At 56.8% G+C, this 19758-nt stretch carries 14 protein-coding genes and 1 pseudogene; 2 read left to right on the top strand and 13 right to left on the bottom strand.

Translation table 11 applies throughout. The features are described from left to right. Positions 1–99 precede the first annotated feature (99 nt). Complete coding sequence (locus PKO02S_RS16040) at positions 100–3573, bottom strand: S-layer homology domain-containing protein (protein WP_127584605.1); 3474 nt, start codon at positions 3571–3573, stop codon at positions 100–102. A 114-nt stretch (positions 3574–3687) separates the two neighbouring features. On the opposite strand from PKO02S_RS16040, the gene PKO02S_RS16035 reads away from it, so the two are divergent. Continuing rightward, positions 3688–4587 (top strand): alpha/beta hydrolase family protein, encoded by a 900-nt coding sequence (locus tag PKO02S_RS16035; protein ID WP_127584603.1) that lies wholly within the window; start codon positions 3688–3690, stop codon positions 4585–4587. On the opposite strand, the gene PKO02S_RS33290 is transcribed toward PKO02S_RS16035, so the two are convergent. The 5 genes and pseudogenes from PKO02S_RS33290 to PKO02S_RS16015 all read right to left on the bottom strand — a co-directional run bounded on the left by PKO02S_RS33290 (position 4588) and on the right by PKO02S_RS16015 (position 9292). Beyond that, the gene (locus PKO02S_RS33290; RefSeq protein WP_246067067.1) at positions 4588–5067 is read right to left on the bottom strand and encodes a thiamine pyrophosphate-dependent enzyme; all 480 of its coding nucleotides are present in this window, start codon (positions 5065–5067) and stop codon (positions 4588–4590) included. 105 nt (positions 5068–5172) lie between these two features. Then, positions 5173–5688, bottom strand: a pseudogene (locus tag PKO02S_RS33285) (thiamine pyrophosphate-binding protein); the annotation flags it as partial. Between the two features lie 122 nt (positions 5689–5810). Then, complete coding sequence (locus tag PKO02S_RS16025) at positions 5811–6986, bottom strand: M20 metallopeptidase family protein (RefSeq protein WP_127584599.1); 1176 nt, start codon at positions 6984–6986, stop codon at positions 5811–5813. A gap of 46 nt (positions 6987–7032) precedes the next feature. Next, positions 7033–7488 carry a hypothetical protein gene (locus PKO02S_RS16020; protein ID WP_127584597.1) on the bottom strand — a complete coding sequence of 152 codons (456 nt, stop codon included), beginning with the start codon at positions 7486–7488 and terminating at the stop codon, positions 7033–7035. Positions 7489–7501: 13 nt separating this feature from the next. Next, positions 7502–9292 (bottom strand): glycoside hydrolase domain-containing protein, encoded by a 1791-nt coding sequence (locus PKO02S_RS16015; RefSeq protein WP_127584595.1) that lies wholly within the window; start codon positions 9290–9292, stop codon positions 7502–7504. A gap of 259 nt (positions 9293–9551) precedes the next feature. Between PKO02S_RS16015 and PKO02S_RS16010 the strand changes: the two genes are divergently transcribed. Next, complete coding sequence (locus PKO02S_RS16010; protein ID WP_164821483.1) at positions 9552–10790, top strand: right-handed parallel beta-helix repeat-containing protein; 1239 nt, start codon at positions 9552–9554, stop codon at positions 10788–10790. A gap of 56 nt (positions 10791–10846) precedes the next feature. Here PKO02S_RS16010 and PKO02S_RS16005 read toward each other — a convergent pair whose 3' ends face one another. From PKO02S_RS16005 to PKO02S_RS15975, 7 genes are all read right to left on the bottom strand, one after another. Further along, the gene (locus PKO02S_RS16005) at positions 10847–12523 is read right to left on the bottom strand and encodes an extracellular solute-binding protein (protein WP_127584591.1); all 1677 of its coding nucleotides are present in this window, start codon (positions 12521–12523) and stop codon (positions 10847–10849) included. 74 nt (positions 12524–12597) lie between these two features. Continuing rightward, positions 12598–13479, bottom strand: a complete 882-nt coding sequence (locus tag PKO02S_RS16000; RefSeq protein WP_127584589.1) for a carbohydrate ABC transporter permease — start codon at positions 13477–13479, stop codon at positions 12598–12600. A gap of 24 nt (positions 13480–13503) precedes the next feature. After that, positions 13504–14466 (bottom strand): ABC transporter permease, encoded by a 963-nt coding sequence (locus PKO02S_RS15995; protein ID WP_246067055.1) that lies wholly within the window; start codon positions 14464–14466, stop codon positions 13504–13506. Between the two features lie 193 nt (positions 14467–14659). Beyond that, complete coding sequence (locus PKO02S_RS15990; protein ID WP_127584587.1) at positions 14660–15754, bottom strand: Gfo/Idh/MocA family protein; 1095 nt, start codon at positions 15752–15754, stop codon at positions 14660–14662. After that, the gene (locus PKO02S_RS15985; RefSeq protein ID WP_127584585.1) at positions 15751–16638 is read right to left on the bottom strand and encodes a sugar phosphate isomerase/epimerase family protein; all 888 of its coding nucleotides are present in this window, start codon (positions 16636–16638) and stop codon (positions 15751–15753) included. The genes PKO02S_RS15990 and PKO02S_RS15985 overlap by 4 nt, the downstream gene beginning before the upstream one ends. 6 nt (positions 16639–16644) lie before the next feature. Then, positions 16645–18474 (bottom strand): oligoendopeptidase F, encoded by a 1830-nt coding sequence (gene pepF, locus PKO02S_RS15980; protein ID WP_127584670.1) that lies wholly within the window; start codon positions 18472–18474, stop codon positions 16645–16647. 212 nt (positions 18475–18686) lie between these two features. After that, a complete protein-coding gene (locus PKO02S_RS15975; protein WP_164821482.1) occupies positions 18687–19427 on the bottom strand; it encodes a creatininase family protein in 741 nt (246 codons plus the stop codon). Positions 19428–19758: the final 331 nt, after the last annotated feature.

The raw sequence follows: 19758 nt of genomic DNA, 5'->3' as shown, positions 1-19758 counted from the left end.
TAATTTAATATTAGGTGTAACACTTGGACCTTCGACAACGACGCGTATCTCGCCCCAAATACCGGACGCAGACGGGAGCGGGACGGGCTAAACCTCAGCCTAGATCAGATCGGACTTCTGCAGCAACCGCTGAACGATCACTGCCGCTTCCGCTCGCGAGATGGGTGCTTGCGGAGCAAGCTGATCCTCCCCGCGGCCGGACACGAGCCCAGCTTGCAAGCAAGCGGCAATCCCGTCCAACGCCCACGCCGACGCGCTGCCCGCATCGCGAAACGAACCCAGCAAAGCGGCTGCTTCAGCCACGGAAAGCTTCGCTTCGAGCCCGGTCACTTGCATTGCATGGGCCATGATCGTCATAGCCTGCTCGCGCGTAATCTGATCCATCGGGCGGAAGGTGCCGTCTTCGAATCCGTCGATCAGCTTGTAGGCATACGCGGTTTGAATCGCGTTGCTGTGCCAGTCAGTCGGGCGCACATCCGCAAAGGATCCCCCGGCTTTTTCCAGCTTCAGCCCCAGGCCCCGAACGATTATCGCGGCAAACTCCGCGCGGGTGATCGTCTGATCGGGAGCGAACACCCCGTTGCTCATACCGTTGATGACCATCCGCGAGCCCATATCATTAACGGGCGCTTCCGCCCAGTGGCCCGTCATATCGCCGAATGCGAGCGGATGCCATACAACCGAGTAGATACTATTGGTCAGGCTGTTGATTTTAGCATAGTACTTGCCCTCGATCTGAACGATCTGAGTCGGTACGTGGCGAACGGTTCCGTCCGCTTCGACGACGACGCCTGTCGTGATTTTGCTCGGATCCATGCCGGTCGGGATGGAGATCATTCGCTCTACATAAGCATTGAACTTCGAGACTTCGATCGTTCGATCTCCGTGAACGGCACTCACCTTGAACTCAAGCGGAGGGGCCACAATCTCGAAGTTCCCAGCCCTCGCCGTACTTTCAACGAGTCGGATCGAGTCGGCTGTCGGCTCGGCAATTTCAATTCGCACCTTAATATCTTGAAGCGCTACACCCGCCCCAACCTGTTGCGAGATGGCGCCAATATTAATCTGTCCGGCAGGCAGCGTATAGGAGGCGTTAGCGGTTTTGATCTCGACGACCGCTTTTTTCTGCTCCATGCTGTTCACCATTTGGCCGTTCAGCTCACCTACGACAACATCCGATCCCGTATTTACCGGAATCGTGATGACGACGCCGTCCCCTTCCGCGGCCAGCTTGTCCGCCAGTTTCTTCGGATCGACGGTAATGGTCGTTACGGTTTGGTTGTTCACGGTTGTAGTCGCCGCGGTGCCTGCATTTTCAACCTTGCCATTGATCAGCACCTGCACGCTCTTATCCTCGGCAACCGGCTGCTGGATTGGCGGATCCGCCGGATCCGCCGGCTGCACTGGAGGCAAAGGGTCCTGCGGCGTTGCAATGGCTTCATTCGAGTAAGTCAGTCCAGTCCCTGCCAGATTGCCTGCCTTGAGCGCAAAGTAATAGGTCGTCCCGTTCGTCAGTCCGGTTACCTGGTAAGTGATTCCTGTAACGGTAGCAACAGGCCCGACGTCGTAAGACTGTGAACTCGTTCCTCTGTAAATCTCATAATAAGTGGCATTCGTAACGGTGTTCCAGTTCAAGGTAACTTGACGATCCCCTGCCGTAGCAGTAAGGCTGGCCGCTTCTGAAGGCACGACCGTGAGCTTCTGCAGGCGATTCGTATCCAACACATACAAATTCCCGGCACCGTCTGCAGCTACACTATTGGGGAGATTAAACTCGCCCAACCCGCTGCCGATTCCGCCACCGCTTCTCTTCCATTCGCTCCATGTATCCGTAGTCGCCGTCCACTTCTGAATGCGATGGTTGCTTCGATCGGCAACGTATAAGTTCCCGGCACGGTCAACGAATACACCGGTCGCACTATTGAACTCCCCGAGTTCGCTGCCGCTTCCGCCGCCGCTCTTTTTCCATTCGGTCCATTGTTCCGTAGCGGCTGTCCACTTCTGGATGCGGTGCCACCGGTCCGTTACATACACGTTACCTAAGCTATCAACCGTTACTCCAGACGGATTAGTAAATTCGCCAAGACCGCTGCCGCTGCCTCCTCCGTTTTTCTTCCACTCGCTCCAAGTTTCTGTAGCGGCCGTCCATTTCTGGACGCGATGATTCAGCGTGTCCACCACATAGAGATTGCCAAGGCTATCTACGGCGATGGCGACCGGTAAATTAAATTCCCCTAGGCCGGTGCCGCTACCTCCACCGCTTTTCTTCCATTCGCTCCAAGTATCCGTTGCGGCCGTCCACTTCTGGACCCGCTGGTTGCCTCGATCGGCTACATACAGGTTCCCCACAGAATCGACGGCAACCCCTGTCGGAGCATTAAACTCGCCCAGACCGCTGCCGCTCCCGCCGCCGCTTTTCTTCCATTCGCTCCAAGCATTTGTTGCAGACGCAAGCTTCTGAATCCGATGGTTCTGCGTATCGGCTATGTAAACATTCGCGTTGTGATCTATTGCTACGCCTGACGGACTGCTGAACTCTCCCCACCCACTGCCGGAAATAAATCCCTTCAGCCCCATTTCGCTCCATTGATCCGTTGCCGCCGTCCATTTCTGAATGCGATTATTGCTTGCATCTGCAGCGTATACGTTGCCATGGGTGTCTATGGCCACATTATATACACCATTGAACTCACCTAACCCGCTTCCGGCTCCACCGCCAGCTTTCTTCCATTCGCTCCAAGTATTCGTACTAGCTGTCAACTTGGCAATGAGATCGTTGCCCGCAATATATAAGTTTCCATCTTCATCTAAAAAAACCCCTCTGGGGGAGGTGACGCTTCCTATTTCACTCCAAGTTGAAGTGTCGGCCGTCCACTTTTGCACACGATTATTATTTGAATCCGCGACGTACATGTTCCCTGCAGCATCCCCAACTACACTCGTAGGATTATTGAATTCCCCAAGCCCGCTGCCGCTACCCCCGCCGCTCTTTTTCCATTCACTCCATGTTTGGGTCGCAATCGTCCATTTCTGAATCCGGTTGTTGTTCGAATCCGCTACATAAATGTTCCCGGCACTGTCAACCGCTACTCCTGCCGGTGCGCTAAACTCCCCTAAGCCGGTCCCGCTCCCCCCGCCATTCCTCGACCAGACGGTCCATGTACCGGTATCTACCGACAGCTTCTGAATACGCTGGTTGCCGCCATCCGCCACATAGACATTTCCGTCGTTATCAACGGCGACCCCTGTCGGAAAAGAAAGCTCTCCCGGACCGCCACCTCCACTTGACCCCAGTATGCTCCATGTATTCGTAGCGGCCGTCCACTTCTGGACGCGATGATTCTGCCGATCCGCGACATACACATTCCCGTCATGATCGACCGCAACGCCATACGCTCCATTAAACGCTCCTACTTCCGTTCCCTGAACGATCCCCATCCTGCCATACTGGCTCCAATGCTCGACAGTCTCTGCTCGCGCCGGATCCACCTGGATACCAGCCATGACGGCAAGCAAGGTCAAGCTCAGTATCATCCATTTTCCAATCACGTGTTTGAAGTTCCGCCCATTCATTTTCACTAGTAATCCCCTCGCAATAATTCTATTTGCCTTGATGGCGATAATAGATATTCATTACTATGAATCTTACCATATAATAGGCTTATAGGACTATGAGGGGGAAGCAAAATGAACCTACAAAATGACAAGATTCAACAATGGCTTCAACTACTAGGCCAACCGGATAACTACGAATACGAGCCTCAACTCCGGCTTATTCGCCAATTCGAGACGGCTGATTTCTATGGAGAGGTGTACGAGCAAGCGAACGGGCCCGGGACCGTGCAAAGGACGCTGCTGATGCTACCCAAAACGAGCACCCCCAGCATGCCGGCTGTAGTCGTCCCGTTTTACACTCCCGTCCGGATGGCTGGATACAACCTCGACACGCTCGAGCCGACCCATGAACCTAACTTGGCGATGGCTTTGCATCTGGTGCGCCGCGGGTATGCGGCGGTTATAGCGGACGCCTTCTACCTGACCTACCTAAACCTCGAGCAGGAACACGCAGATTTTTCAAAATGGGTATTATCCGCCGAAGCTCTGCTACGGGACCATCCAACGTGGACCGGCATGGGCAAGCTAGTTGCCGATACCCAGTTGCTGGTGGACCTGCTGTGCGCCGATCCTCGCGTCGATGCCAGTCGGATTGGGATAGCCGGACATTCGCTTGGAGGGAAAATGGCGTTATACACGGGCTGTCTGGACCCCCGGATCAAAGCCATCCTATGCAGCGATTTCGGGATGGACTGGGAGCGCTCGAATTGGTCGGATCCGTGGTATTGGGGGGAGAAGCTCCATCAGCTGAAAGCCGCCCATATGGATCATGCGGAGCTCCTTCGCAGCGGCGGATGCAAGCCCTTCGTGCTGCTCGCAGGACTTTACGACAGCGACGAGGCACTGGAGTACATTCAGCGAGCCGGCTATTCCGATCCTTCGCACTATTTTTTCCTCAATCATGCTAGCGGGCATCACCCGCCGATGGAAGCCCTTGATGAAAGCTATGATTTCCTGCAAAAGTGGATCTAGCTAGCTCTGCGCCCCCCAGCCCGCCTTACATTCGATCAAGAATGTAGTGCGGGCTGCTTCCGCTTGCCCCCAAGCGACATTCAGTTCCTCCAAGTTGCTGCAGGAAGCTCCTTGCAGCCCATACGCTTCGGCAAGCCGGGGAAAATCCGGTCGGCTCCGATCCTCCGGATGTCCGGCCACGAATAGGACGATCGGCAGCTGCCGAAGCGCGCACACCGCGAGCTCTTGAGCATTCATCAGCAGGCTGCGACCGGAGGTCAGACAAAGGATCGAACGGTCCGGCCCTGCCATGGCGGCGCCGATGGCGGCCGGCAAGGCATAGCCCGGAGTAATCCAGCGTATGGTGGTAAGCAGGCGGCGCTGCGGATGTAGGGAGAGGTTCGTCTGCGCATGCAAGGCGGACAATCCCCCATCGACCGTGAATAAGGCGTCCCGGGGCGATCTCTCGCTCAAAAATTGCAGCACTTCACCAGGAAGCATACACTCGAACCAAGTGGGGTCTTGCAGGTCCAGCTCCGCACACGCTTGAATGACGCTTTCCTTGTTAACCTGGAATGGCGCTTGGGAGTACGTTGCCCTTCGCTCCAGTGGCTTATAGTGCAGGAATTGAGCCGACACATCCTTGGGGATATCGATCAGCACCGGCCCTCTCGGCTCCGTCTGGGCGATGTCGAAAGCTCGGCGGATAGCGGATGGAAGCTCCTCCGGACGTTCTATGTAGTAGCTATGCTTCGTTATGGAGTAGGTCATGCCGATAATGTCCGCTTCCTGAAAAGCATCGGTCCCCTTCATAGGGAGCGCTACATTGCCGGTAAAAATAACGAGCGGCACCTGATCGGCATAACTGGTCGCGATCCCGGTTATCAAATTGGTTGCGCCAGGCCCGGAGGTCGCGAAGACGACTCCGGGTTTTCCCGATGCTCTGGCATAGCCGTCGGCCGCATGAATGGCGCCTTGCTCATGCCGAGCCAGGATATGGGAGAAGCCCTCGAACCCGTGCAGCGCATCGTAGATATAGAGAACCGCGCCGCCGGGGTAGCCGAAGACGCATTCCACGTCCTCCAGCACCAAGGAGCGCAGCAACGCTTCCGAGCAGGTCATCTCCTTCTCCTCTTGCAGGAATTGCGCCTTCAAATCCGCTAATGTGGTTGAGTGGATAGGCATGGTAATCATCTCCTTCTGTCGCCTAACAGAAAGGGCTGCCATCGCCGGCAGCCCCCATTCTAGCATCCTTGCAAGTAATTCAAAGCCGTATCCGCCAGCAGCCCGGCCCCGAGAGGCAAAGCGTCTTCATCCAGATCGAACAAGGGATGATGAAGGCCGTGCACGATCCCCTTCCGCTCATTCCCGACACCTAGCCAGAAAAATAAGGAAGGCACTTGTTGCGAATAAAACGCAAAGTCTTCGCCTCCCATAGTCGGCCCGACAAGATTCAGCGCCGGCTTGCTCGGAGCGGAGTCTACGGCAGCCCGCAAATAGGGAAGCAGCGCTTCGTCATTGTGCACCGGGGGACTGCCGCCGATGATCTCCACCTGTGAGCGAGCCCCATACGCCTCGCAGATGCCTGCGACGATCTGCTCGATTGCGGCGTGAACCTGCTCGCGAACGGTCGCGTCGAGCGTGCGGACGGTCCCCTCCAGCACGACCTGCGGCGCAATCACGTTGCGCGCAACCCCCCCGTTGATTTTGCCGATCGTCACGACGGCCGAGACGAGCGGGCTCGTCATGCGGCTGACCACCTGCTGCAGTCCCGTGATGACCTGCGCGGCGATGGCGATCGTATCGATCCCCAGATTAGGATACGCGGCGTGGGCTGCTTTTCCGTCGATCGTGATGATCATCCCGTCGGTGTATGCATACGCCTGTCCTGGACATACGGCGATCTGACCGATCGGCCGAGCCGGAACGACATGCAGGCCATAGGCGGCATCCACCTTCGGCCGCTCCAGCACCCCGTCCTCGATCATCGCCTTGGCGCCTTTCAGAATTTCCTCCGCCGGTTGGAACACCAGCTTGACGTTGCCTCGCGGGATGCCCCGCCGCTTGAGCAGCCTGGCGGCTCCGAGCAGCATCGTCATGTGGGCGTCGTGGCCGCAGAGATGCCCCCGGTTCGGGATCGACGAGGCGTATTCGACCGATTTGCCGTCTCCGATCGGCAGCCCGTCCATATCCGCCCGCAGCATGACCGTCGGCCCTTCCGCAGCTCCTCGCAGCAGCGCGACCTTGCCCGTTCCCGCCAGCGTGGCGATTTCGTCCACGCCGATTTCCCTCAGCCGCTCCTCCAGGAAGGCTGAGGTGCGCCACTCTTCCAAGCCGAGCTCCGGATGGCGGTGCAGCTCTCGCCTCCAGCGGACGAGCTCCTCGGCAAACATAGGATCCTGTGACAATGGCTCAATCATGCTAGGTATCCTCCCTTCCCTTTCCTTTCCTCGCGGCCCGGGTCCGTCAAATAAAGTACGGATCGCGATACTCCGACACTTCCAGCACGGCGACAATGTCCTCGTCGGAATTGCGCAGGGGGTAGTATACGGTCTCTTCGCCCGCCGGACGGAATCGTGTTGTAGGAGTACCCGCAAACGCGCGTGCCAGCTCCGGTCCGAGCGGAATAATGGAGTGCCCTTCAGCCGGCAAGGTCCGACCAGCCAACAACGGTTCACCGTAATTCGGCTTATCCGGCCGCAGTACCCAGACACAGCATGACACTTCCTTGCGGCTCCGATCGATCCGTTCCGTGAGCAGCAGAATCCGCTTTAGCGCATTATAACTATGCTCCTCGAAATCGATATCGTCTCCGCTTGTATAAGCGCGCCTTTCCGGCGTCATCGCCTGCTCCACCCAATCTCCGCATAGGAACAAGGTGCCGATTCTGGCGATTTCCATCAATTCATAAGTATGTTTCATGCCATTCCCTCCCTTAGCCCATCTTCCGCCACAATTGATCCTTCAGCGCCTCGAACTGGAGCGGCGACCGTCCGATATGCAGGTCCACCGGCGACGCATCGCTCAGCAGCTGGTTCGTCCATTCGTACGGCGGCTGATCCAGGAGGCTCGGCGGCGGAGGTGGATCAAACGTGCTGTCGCCATTCAGGATGGAGCCGATGAGCCGGGTCATCTCGCCTCTTCGGTGCTCCCCGTTCTGGCGAATCCACTCCTCCATGCACTCCGCGATCTGCATCGAGCTGCGCAGCGATTTGAGCCGAATGGACGGAATTGGCCCTCGAATGCCGAACAGCCGATCGCCGGGATAGAACACGGCTGTCTTGCCGTTGCTTGCCGGCGTCAAGTGCCAGTCGCTTCCCCAATCGACCGTATTCCACAGCACGAATCCGTTCATCCTTTGGGCGACGCTGGCAAGCGGCGCAATCATGGAGCCGAGCAGGTTGTGATCGATCGGCTGCGCGCCGAGATAGAACCAGAAGACGCAGCCGCGACTCTGAAGATACGAGGCTCCCTCCGGATACCACTTCATAATGTTCCGGTTCACTACCCAATGCTTGATAATGTCCGCGTATTTCTTGTAATGCAAGCCATAGTTCCAGCTGGAGTCCGTGCGGAAGATGAAGTTCGCCCCATCCTTGCGCTCCAGCACATCCGAGACGATGCCGTAATAGATGTCGTTGATTTTCTCATCCCAGACGAATCGGGTTTCATCGCCGTCATACGGGAACAATTTGTACCGCTTCTTATGATTGAAGAACAGCTCGAACTTGGTGGACAACCAGCCGCGTTCGGTGAAATGCTCGTAGAACTCGCGAAAGACGGACGCAAATTCGGTCGCATACCCCTTCAGCCCGAACTTCGTGTAATCGGCCGGCCAGTGGAAATTTTGCGGCAAATAAAAATGAGGAATCGGAATCTCTCCCCTTTTCGTCCCGCGGAAGACCGAGCCGTCCAGGTAACCGGAGAAATGCTCGTCAAACAAAGACCAATCCTTGACGCGCATCGACTTGCCCGCACCCTCCAGCTCCGGGGCAAAGCTCTTAGGAATACGTCCGTCATGCGAATAAGGCAAATTGTGAAAGACCGTTCTGTGCTCGTGCGACATCCGGTAAAATTGTTTCTCCACCTCGAAATACGTACCGTCCGTGTATCGTTCAGTGCGTCCCTCCAAATGCGCGAACTTGTTGGAGATCGAATCCGCATAGTTGTTAAGACTGGCGGTAATCGTCGATTCGTTCGGGATACGGGTTTCCAGTACGGTCAACTGCCACTCCTGCCGCTCGACGTTCGATCCGCGACGGATTGCGATCGTACCCGTATATTCGCCAGGAGTCGCATCGGCCGGTACGAACAAGTCAACCCATACGGCTGCGTACTGCTGGCCCGGGATCGCGTTTTGTCGGGATATGCTCGCTATGGAGTTCCCTGACACAGAGGCCTGCTTACACGGAATGAGCGCATCAGGGATGTAACGGTCGCCAATTCGATGGTACCACTCTACATAAAGCTCGTATTCCTCTGCCGGTATTTCTGCTCCGCCCACTCCTTGCAACGATTCCGGCGAGATGTCCAAATCGTCTAAGTCGAAATCTCCACTCGTACGCAAGACGATTTGAAAAGACAAGTAGGCGTTGCGCGGCGATACCGCTTGCAAATGCCGGTCCGTGAGAATCGGCCTGTCCTGCAAGTCTCCTTCTGTTTCCAGTGTTTGTCCGTTCTGCGGACAGACGCGGATCATGTCCGTGACCAACCAGCTATGACTCATTGACGCTCCCCCATCCTGTTCCTGTTGGAAATGTCCAAACCCGCCTTTATCGTACCATCCGGTATCGAGAAGCCCTATAAGATAATTATAACGTTTATTCCGACATTATTGTCGCGAATGCAGTCTACCGCAACACTCCTGTGTGTTAAAATCAATGAACAAGAATCTCTCAGTATAAATTGATTCTCCCCCGTCGCCGGGCGCAAGCGCGCTCTGTAGACTTGGGCTTAATCCCTAGCGAATGGAGGCCTATCCACGAATGAATGCGGAACCGAATATGGAGAAAATCATCGTCACCGTCGGCCCCGAGTCCGGCGACCTGACCGGAAGCACTCACATCGCCATCCAAGCGGCCATCGACTATGTCGCCCGGCTCGGCGGAGGCGTCGTCCGGCTGGATGCCGGCGTCTATGAGCTCGACTGCGCGGTCCATTTGGCGTCCGGCGTCGAGCTGTGCGGCGCCGGTGATGGCGGTGATGGCAAGGGCGAGGGGCAGACGATCCTGCGCCGCGGCGCGGAACGCGTGTCGCCTCTGCTCGCCGATGCCGATCAACACGAGCGCGAGGTGACGGTACGCGAGCCGGAGCTGTTCCCGATCGGCCAGTCGATCACGGTCAGACGTGCCGATGTCAGCAAAGGCTTCCTCGACACGACGGCGACGGTCATCGGCAAACGCGGCAATGTGCTCTACCTCGACCGCGAGCTGTACGCGACCGTTCTGATGAAGGACGGCGGAATCGTCACGACGATGAGTCCGGTCGTCAGCGCTTACCATTGCCGCGACATCGCGCTGCGGCATCTCCGAATCGACGGCAATCTGGAGCTGAACTCCCTGGCCGATGGCTGCCGGCATGGAGGCATCTACTTGTTCCAGTGCCACGACGCGTTGCTGGAGCATTGCCATGTGAGCCGCTTCAACGGGGACGGCATCAGCTATCAAGGCGGCTCCGACATCGTCGTGAGGCACTGCGAGTGCAGCGGCAATGCCGGCAAGGGCATACACCCGGGGAGCGGAACGTCCCGCACTCGCATCTCCCACAGCCAGTTCCGCAACAATGGCATGGACGGCATCTTCTTCTGCTGGCGGGCTCGCGACGGCATCGTCGAGCACTGCGACTCCTCTGGCAACCGCATGAGCGGCTTCTCGATCGGCCATAAAGATACAGGCAATGTCATCTCGAACAACCAATTCAGCGGCAACCGGTTCTACGGCCTCTTCTTCCGCAACGAGCCGGACCCAATGGCCGCCAACCATACGGTCGTGAAGGACAATGTCATCGAAGACAACGGCAGCGAGACGATGGGATTCGTCGGCATACGGCTGCGCGGCTTCACGCGGGATGTCGAGATCAGCGGCAATCGCATCACCTTCCCGGCAGGCTCCCGGGGGACGATCGGCATTTGCCTGGAGGAACATGTAAGCGACATTCGCTTATCCGGCAACACCTTCGAGAACTGCAGGCGGGAGACGCACTCCCATTGGCTGCTCGAGGAATAACAACAAAACAAACGCCAGCGTCGCCTATTCCTAGGCAGACGCTGGCGTTTTCTTCTTTATTTCACTTCCGCTTTTTGCTTCTTGTAGGCTGCCTCGGCATCGGCATTGAATTTATCCATCCCTTTGTCCTTCAGCGTCTTCTCCAAAGCGGCCCAGTTCGCTTCCATCTTGGATTCGCTCTCCAGGATCATCTTCGGTACGACTTTGCTCCATTCCGCGATGGCATCGGTTGTGAATTTCTTCATGTCGTCATTGTAGTAGGTCGTCGAGAACGGCAGGTCTTTCTGGACCGGTTTGACCATCATATCCACGAATGTTTTGGCGTTGTACTTCGCTAGCGTGTCGCGAACCGTAGCGTTCATTGTCTTCTGATTCCAGCTGACCGAAAAGCTGTATTTGGCGAAATCGCCGTCCGACAAATAGGCTCCTGACTGCATCATCTGCATCAACGGACGCGGGTAGGAGAAGCCCAGACGGTCCCATGCGTCTCCGCCCTTCTGTATTTCCGTCACGACGTAATCGGTAACAACCCGCTTGCCGTTTTCAATCGTGTAATATTTGCCTTCGATGCCCCAGCCGACGAGAATTTGATTTTCCAGTTTGTACATTTCGTCGTAGAATTGCAAGATTCGAACGGGGTCTTTGGCATTTTTCGTAATGCCTAACCACTGATCGGCACCGCGCAGTGTAGCAGCCGAAGGGGTGGGGACCACTTTGGTGCGGCCCGGCGCGACGATGTCGAAGGAAATATACGAACGGTCCTCCATCTTCGCATTGACCAAATTGGTCGTGCACCCTCCGCCGGCAAATACGACGAGCACCCGTCCCTGCGCACATTTGGCGGTAAACTGCTCTGGCGTCTGTACAAGCGATTCCTGATCGAACAAGCCGGCCACGTTCATCTGGTTGAAGAACTTGAACACATCCGTATAGCCCGGACCGAAGGCACGTAGAACCGGTTTTTCGTTGTCAGGGATATACACGTGCGCCGTCGCAGGCATACCCGCATATAGACGTGCCGCAGTGTCGAAGATGTTATAGAGTTGATTCGTAGCGCCATAGTTGGAGAAGCCGATCGTTTTGCCTCCGCCGATCTCCGGGTATTTCTTGATATAATCGCTGACGAGCTTGTGCACATCCTCAAGCGTTTTGATTTGCGGATAGTTGAATTCCTTAAGCACGGCCGCCTGGATATGCACCCAGCCCTTATCCGCAAGATTCTCGACTTTAGTCGTCGTCGGCCCGCGCAGCGCCCATATTTTTCCGTCCGGCTGCTTAAGCGAGCTGAGATCGTTGTTGAACGCTTTCATAATATTCGGCGCATGTTTGGGAATGAGATCCGTCAAATCCACGAGCGCCTTGGCGTCTGCGTAGGCTTTGTACGTATCGTCCCACATGGTGACGACGTCGGGATAATCGCCTGCCGCCAGCCATACGTTCATCTTCTGTCTCTCGTCGCCGGTCAGCACGTCCCACTTGATCGTCCCGCCGGTCCGCTTGGTGATTTCTTTGGCAATGTCGTTATCCCAATTCATCGTAGGGACCGTCGTGTTCATGGTGAATGTAATCGGCGTTTTGACGGGGGTGGCGGATGCAGTCGGGCTGGACGAGCCGGATGGCGAAGGCGAGCTGGACGAGCTGGATGTGCCTCCGCTGCTGCAAGCCGTCAGCGCGAAGATGCCGGTCATGGCTAAAGCACCTACCGCTTTAAGCTTGAATTTTTTGTTAATCATTGATTCGTGACCTCCTGTTAGCTTTATATTATTTCAAATCGCCTGACGCCACAATGCCGCCAAGCGATGGGAAATCAATCCTTCATGGCGCCTAGCGTCATGCCTTGCACGAAGTATCTCTGCAGGAACGGGTAGACGAGCAGGATCGGTACGGTAACGATAATCGTGAGCGTAGCCTTGATGGTCGCAGGCGAAATAATCCGCTGGGTTTCCTCCCCAGTCTCTTGGTTGACCTGCTGCTCCGCCACTTGGATCATTTTCTGCAGCTCGTACTGAAGGACGTTCAGGTCGGGATTTCGACTGTTGTACAAGTAGTTGTCAAACCAGGCGTTCCACTCGCTCACGGAAATGAACAAGGCGATGGTCGCCACCACCGGCAAGCTGATGGGCAGGATAATGCGCGTATAGATGCGGAAATCGTTGGCGCCGTCGATATAAGCGGACTCCACGAGACCATCGGGCAGTTGCTCGAAAAACGTCCGCATGACGAATACGTTAAACGCTCCGACAAGGGAAGGAATGATGTACACCCAGAAGGAATTGATCAAGCCTAAGCTTTTGATCAGCAGGTAAGTCGGGATCAGCCCGCCGCTCACATACATGGTCAGCACGAGCAGGAAGCTGAAATGGGGACGGAAGATGAAGTCTCTGCGGCTCAGCGTATAAGCCAGCATCCCCGACAGGAAGACCGAGATCACGGTCTGCAGCACGGTTCTCAGCACCGAGTTGTAGGACGCGCGCAGTAAGGACGGATTCTCGAATACATAAGCGTAGTTCTCAAGCGTAAACACCCGCGGGAAAAAGTAAAGCCCGCCTCGAACGGCATCATTCGTTTCATTGAGCGACAGCACGAGCAAGTAAATAAACGGATAGACCGTCGTGAACGAGACGATTACAAGAGCAACATACAACCCGGCATCTGTAATGGTCTCGCCTATGCTTCTCCTATGAACCAAGTTGTGCACCCCCTCTTCTTGAACTTAGAAAATGTTGCTCTTGTAGCGGCGGGCGATGGCATTCACGACGAGCAGCATGGATACGCTTACCACCGAGTTGAATACGCCAACGGCTGTCCCGAACGAGAAATTCCCCTGATTGATCCCCAGACGCAGCGCCAGGATGGATAGGACCTCCGAATACTCCTGCACGAGCGCGTTGCCTAACAAAAACTGGGATTCAAAGCCGCCTGTCACCAAATTGCCGATAGCCAAAATCGTCAGCAAAATAATGGTGGGTACGATCGAAGGCAAGATGATGTACTTGATTCTCGCCCACCGGCCGGCACCGTCGACCTTGGCTGCATCGTACAAGCTCGGATCGATGCCGGCGATTGCGGCCAGATAGATGATCGCGCTCCAGCCGAAGCCTTTCCATGTGACGATCAGCGTGTGAATGACCCAGAACCATTTGCCTTTGCTGAAGAAAAAGATTTCCTTGTCGATGATGCCCAGCTTCACCAGCATCACGTTGATCAACCCCTTGTCCGGCGACAGCAGCATCACGGCGATGGTGGCGATGACGACCATCGAGACGAAATGAGGCAAATACGTTAGTGTCTGGACTGTGCGGACGAATACCTTGCTCCTCAGCTCGCTAAGCACTACGGCCAGTCCGACGGCGCACACGGTGCCTAATGTCAGCGACATGACGTTCATCGCGAGATTGTTGCGCAGCGCATTGCGAAAGTCGCTGTTGCTGAACAACGTCTCGAAATGCTTGAAGCCGACCCAATCGGCGGCGAGCAGGCTCTGTCCGACGCGATAGTCCTTGAAGGCCATCAGCCAGCCCCACAGCGGCACGAATTGGAACAAAATCAAGTGCAGGATGAGCGGTACCGACATCCATAATAGAATGTGCTGACGTTTCAAGCGCTTCCAAAAGCGAGCGCCTGTCGATGCCGATTTTAAGGCCGCTCCGGCCTCTAAGACGGTTTGTTTTTTCAAGTCTGATCTCCTCCACTCGTCTTTGTTCCAGTATACAGGGCCGCTCCTATCGGCTTGTATCTAGCAAAGTTGATGTTTGCTGGGATAGAATTAATCGGCTTTATGAATAAAAGAAAAACCACCAGGGAATAACCCTTGATGGTCTTGGGTCGTGTCATTCAGTAAGTCGAAATGCAGCGGCTATATAGGTTGTTTACGAGGTGGTGTTATCGAAATATACGGCTTTCCCCGTACGCGAAGATTCATAGATCGCCTCCAAAATTTCGGAAACGACTAGCGCTTGCTCCGGCCGTACAACCGGATCTTTTTCATTCAAGATGGCATCTACCCAGAGGCGCATTTCTTTATCGGTCGCCTTTTCCGCCGTATCTCCAAACGCTAACGGCACGGAGTCGGCGTTCAAATCGATCTTCGTCTCGTATAGCCGTCCCAGATGTTCGCCGTTCACCCGGAGTCCGTCGCGCATGTCGGCACCGCCTTCCGTGCCGTGCAGCGTGCATCGTCCGTCGATCACGTCGAGCGTATTGAGCGCCCAACTGGATTCCAGGATGATCGTGGCTCCGTTCTCCATGACGACCATGCCGAACGCCGAATCCTCTACCGTAAACTTCTTAGGATCCCAAGAACCGAAGGCGTTGGCGGCGTTCTCGCGCTGCGACAGCTTGTGGTAGGAGGTACCTAGCACAACCTTTGGTTTGTAGTTGTCCATCACCCACAGCGTTAGATCGAGCGCATGGGTACCGATGTCGACGAGCGGTCCGCCACCCTGCTTCTCCTCATCTAGGAAGACGCCCCATGTCGGTACGGCCCGTCTTCGGATCGCATGCGCCTTGGCGTAATAGATCTCGCCGAGGTCGCCGTTGCGGCACAGCTTATATAGCTGCTGGCTATCCGCGCGGAAACGAACGTTGTAGCCGATCGTCAGCTTTTTGCCTGTACGTTTGGACGTCTCCAGCATGCGTCTCGCGTCGGCGGCCGTCTTGGCCATAGGCTTCTCGCACATGACATGCTTGCCGGCTTCCAGCGCGGCGATGGAAATTTCGGCATGCGAATCGTTCGGCGTACACACATGGATGACATCGATGGACTCATCCTTCAGGAGCTCGCGATAATCGGTATACACTTGGCGGCCGGCGGCGCCGAATTTCTCAGCTGCCGTCTCTGCGCTCCGCTGGGACTGATCGCAGAAAGCGACGATATCCACTTGGGGCTGCTTGGCCAGGCTTGGCAAGTGCTTGATCGTTGCAATGCCGCCGCAGCCGATGATGCCTACTCTCAATCGGGTCATTGGATTCCACCCCCTACACGGCTTGGAGCAGCGGAGCGGATTGAGCGCGTGATCAGCTCGACCGTCCGGCGTGCCGCCGCAAACTCGTCACCGTCGCGCGGGACGCTTTCCACACCCCAGCTGCCGGTGTAGTTAATCTTCAACAGCAACCGGCAGAAGGAGGCGATGTTCTGGGTCAGCTCTTCGCCTTCGTCGTTGAAGACGAAGGTCTTGATGTGGCTGAGTCTCGCGTACTTGGCGCATTTCATCCAGCCTTCCGCCTGTTTGCCCGGCTCCCAGTTGTACGAGTCGAAAAGAAGTCCAAGCCTCGGTACCGCTTCCATAATCCGGACAACCTGATCGGGATTGCGGCTAGGGCCCCAGTGGTTCTCCATCAGCACTTCTACGCCTACGGCCTCCGCACGGGCAACTAGATCGCGGTAGCCATCGGCGATGACGGCGAGCACCTCATCCGTCAGCACCGCCGGGCCGCCCGCATCGATGCGGATCTGCTTGGCGCCGAGCTTCGCGGCCACACCGATCCAGCGGTACGCTTTCTCGCGGTTCGTGCGGCGGGCATCCTCCTGCTCCTCATAGATGTGCGCGCCGTCGACCGCGATGCAGCCGAAAGGCAGGCCGACTTTGTCCGCCTCGGCTTTGACGCGCTCGAGATAGACGTCGTCCGCAGCCGTCAGGTGATGAGACTCGCCCGGGTTTTTGCCCGCATGGAGCACCTCGCTTCCGCTCTCCAGCTGAGAGAGGTGCGCGTTCCACGGGTCCAGCTGCGTGCAGCCGAGCGACTTGCAATCGTGGATATATTGGAATATATCCTGTTTGCCTGCCGCGAGCAGGCGGTGAAAGCTGAACGAGCAAATGCTGATGTCAACATTCGGGGGTACGTTCATTGTGTGTTATTCCTCCGTCTCCATGTTTTCTCTCACTTCTGTCACCATTGTAAACATCCGCTCCAGCTCCTCCACAATGGAGCTTACATACTGGACCGCGGCCCGGATCGGCGCAGGGCTGCTCATGTCGACGCCGGCCAGCTTCGCCAGCTGCAGCGGGGCGAGCGTGCCGCCCGCCTGGAGGACGCGCAGCCAGCGGTCCACGGCCGGCTGGCCTTCCGCTTCAATCATCGCCGCAACCTGCGTGGACATCGTCAGGCCTGCTGCGTACGTATACGGGTACAGCCCCATGTAGTAATGGGGCTGCCGCATCCAGGTCAATCCCGCGCCTGTGTCCAGCTCCACGGCGTCGCCCCAGAACTCCCGCAGCACCGCTTCCTTCAAGGCGGTCAGCTTGGCCGCCGTCAGCGGCGTGCCGAGCTCGGCCGCCTCGTATGCCCGGCGCTGCATATCCGCCTCCAGCAGGTGGGTCACGAAGTTGTGGGAGTATGTATTCATCAGCTCAAGCAGCACCCAGCGCTTCAGACGCGGCTCCTCGGATTGCCTGACGATGTGGCGCGCCAGCAGCAGCTCGTTTAAGGTCGACGGGGCCTCGATGAAAAACATCGAAGGCAAGAAATTGACGTAGCGCTGCGTCCGAGCCGCCAGCATCAGATGCCCCGCGTGCCCCAGCTCATGCGCAAGGAAGAAGGCGCTTCGCATCGTGTTCGCCCAAGTCAGCATAATGTAGGCATGCGCGCCGTAAGGGCTAGAACAGAACGCCCCTGTCGATTTGCCGATATTGTCCGCATAATCGACCCACCGCTCCGTAAGCGCCGCATGGATGATGGCCGAATATTCCGTGCCCATTACAGCCAAGGCTTCCTTCAGCAAGCGGCCGGCTTCCTCTATGGTGACGGAGGGACTGAAGTCGGGATCAAGCGGAGCCTTCAAATCGCAAAACCGGATTCGGTCCAGCCCGAGGACGCGTTCCTTCAGCTTGACAAATCGCCGCATCGCCGGAGCAAGCTCGATTCGAATCGTATGAATGACGTTCTCGTAAATCTCCTGCTCGACCTCCTGCGGCTCCAGCAGCATACGAGTGACCGAGGGATACCCCCGCAGTCGGGACAATACGATCTGCTTCTTCACTTCCGTTGCGTAAGCAGCCGCAATCGTATGACGGTAAGTCGTTAGCGTGTTCGTAAACGATTCAAAGGATGCCCGGCGAAGCACGGGGTCCGGAGACTGCTCATAGTCCGCCTCGAATAAGGCGAACGATACGGGCTTATCCGCTCCGGTGCCGTCCTTAACCGAGGCGAAAGTCATATCCGACAGCTTGCTCCTCTGGTAGACCGTATACGGCGAGCCGAGAACGTCGCCGAGCGCTGCCAGCGCCGCTTCGGTATCCGGGGATAACGCGTGCGGCTTCGTTCGAAGCAGGTTCAGCAAGCTTCTACGAAACACGCCGAGCTCCGGCTCCTCCTCCAGAAAGCGCTCCAGCAAGCCGTCCGGCAAACTCAGCAGCTCCGAGCGAATAAAAGCCAGCGCGGAATTAACGCGGGAGATCAAATCCCCCATTCGCGCGGAATTCGCTTGGAATTCCGAATCGGTCCCGTCCTGCGCCAGCTGAAGCCTGGCGTACGTGGATACCCGAACCAGCTTGACTTGCAGCGTTTCCTGGGCCTGGAGACATTCGGCAAGCGTACGCGACTCCATTGCTAACTTCCCGCGAAAGGCTTCCAGTGCGGGCAGCAATCCCTCGATTTCGACCCGTGCCGCTTCCCAAGCCGTTTGATCCGCATACAAGTCCTGCAGGTTCCACGTCAGCTCCTCTGGAGCCGACTCCCTCGTCATCCGCACCTTCGTCCCTCCTTGTTCCCGAATCCCATTCGCTATTTGCACCAATACTCAATTGCCGCATAAGCCGTCGTCAAACGGTCCCCACCTGGCCAATGGATGATTGGGCAAAACACAGGCTCCCCCACGAGCGTTCAGAGACGGGCGACGGCTCTAGCGTAGGTGTACAGTGTGCGTGGGGAAGGGCAGGCAGCGAGGTCCCGATCCCCTTAATTCCGAAGCTTCGCCTTCAGCCGCTTCAGCTTATCCAGATAGTCCAAGGCGCACGCAACGAAATGCTCGGCGAATAGCCGTCCTTTCTCCGGCGATGCGGATTCGGGATACCCCCAGTAGCCATCCGCGCAGGTCTCGGTCATGTCCAAATAATCCAGCATGCTCTGGTCCACCTCGGGCAGCACGCTGCCGCCCGGCACCGATTCGCGGACAAGCTCCGGATGCAGGTGCAGCATCAGCGACGTTTCCTTCTCGCCGGCATGCACATCGCTCGAGGCGGGATGCTGATTCGGCCCGCCGGCATTAGCCCCCACAATCGCCCCCGCCAACAGCACAACCTCCATCTCCGCCTGCCGATCCTCGTAATCCCGGTTGAACTCACGGATCGCCGGCTTGAGAATGTAATTGCCTCCGTGACCGTTGACGATCAACAGCTGCTTGAAACCCGATTCGCAGAGCGAGTCGGCAATATCGCGGATGACCAGCGCCAAGGTGTCTGCCCTGAGGTAGACGGTCCCCAATGCTTTGCGATGCTCAATCGAGCAGGTGATAGCCAAAGTCGGCAGCAAATAGGCGTCCAGGTGCAGGGCCAACCGTTCGGCGAATTCGGCCGCGATGAAGCAGTCTGTGCCTACCGGCAGATGGCTCCCATGCTGTTCGACGGCGCCGACGGGCAGTACGGCGATCTGCGGCCGTGTTTGCTCGAAGTCCCGCCAAGTATGGCTCATGGTTAACATGGATGTTCCTCCTTTCCAATGGAAGACTTTCTTTTTTATAGTACGTGCTCGAAAAAGGCTTCGTAAGGGGACAGTGTAGATGTTAGACGGGCCATTCTTGGCGTTCTGCGCCATGAAAGAAAAACCATCAGGGAAGATCACCCTGATGGTCCTTGGTCGTTGAGCCCAGTTTGTGCGAGGGGAGGGCGGCCAGCTGGGTTCAGATCGCTGAAAACTTGTGCCTCGGTTGGATTCGGTTACGGTGTACCCAGCCAGTAACCATGCTTTTCTGCCAAGTCCCCCACACTCCCTGCCCTGCCCCCTGCTCTGCCCGCCCCTGCCCCTGCCCCCC

The organism is Paenibacillus koleovorans NBRC 103111 (genome assembly GCF_004000845.1).
Classification (GTDB): domain Bacteria; phylum Bacillota; class Bacilli; order Paenibacillales; family NBRC-103111; genus Paenibacillus_AA; species Paenibacillus_AA koleovorans.
Note: the sequence above shows the minus strand (reverse complement) of the source record. Positions and strands in the feature narration are given on the sequence as shown.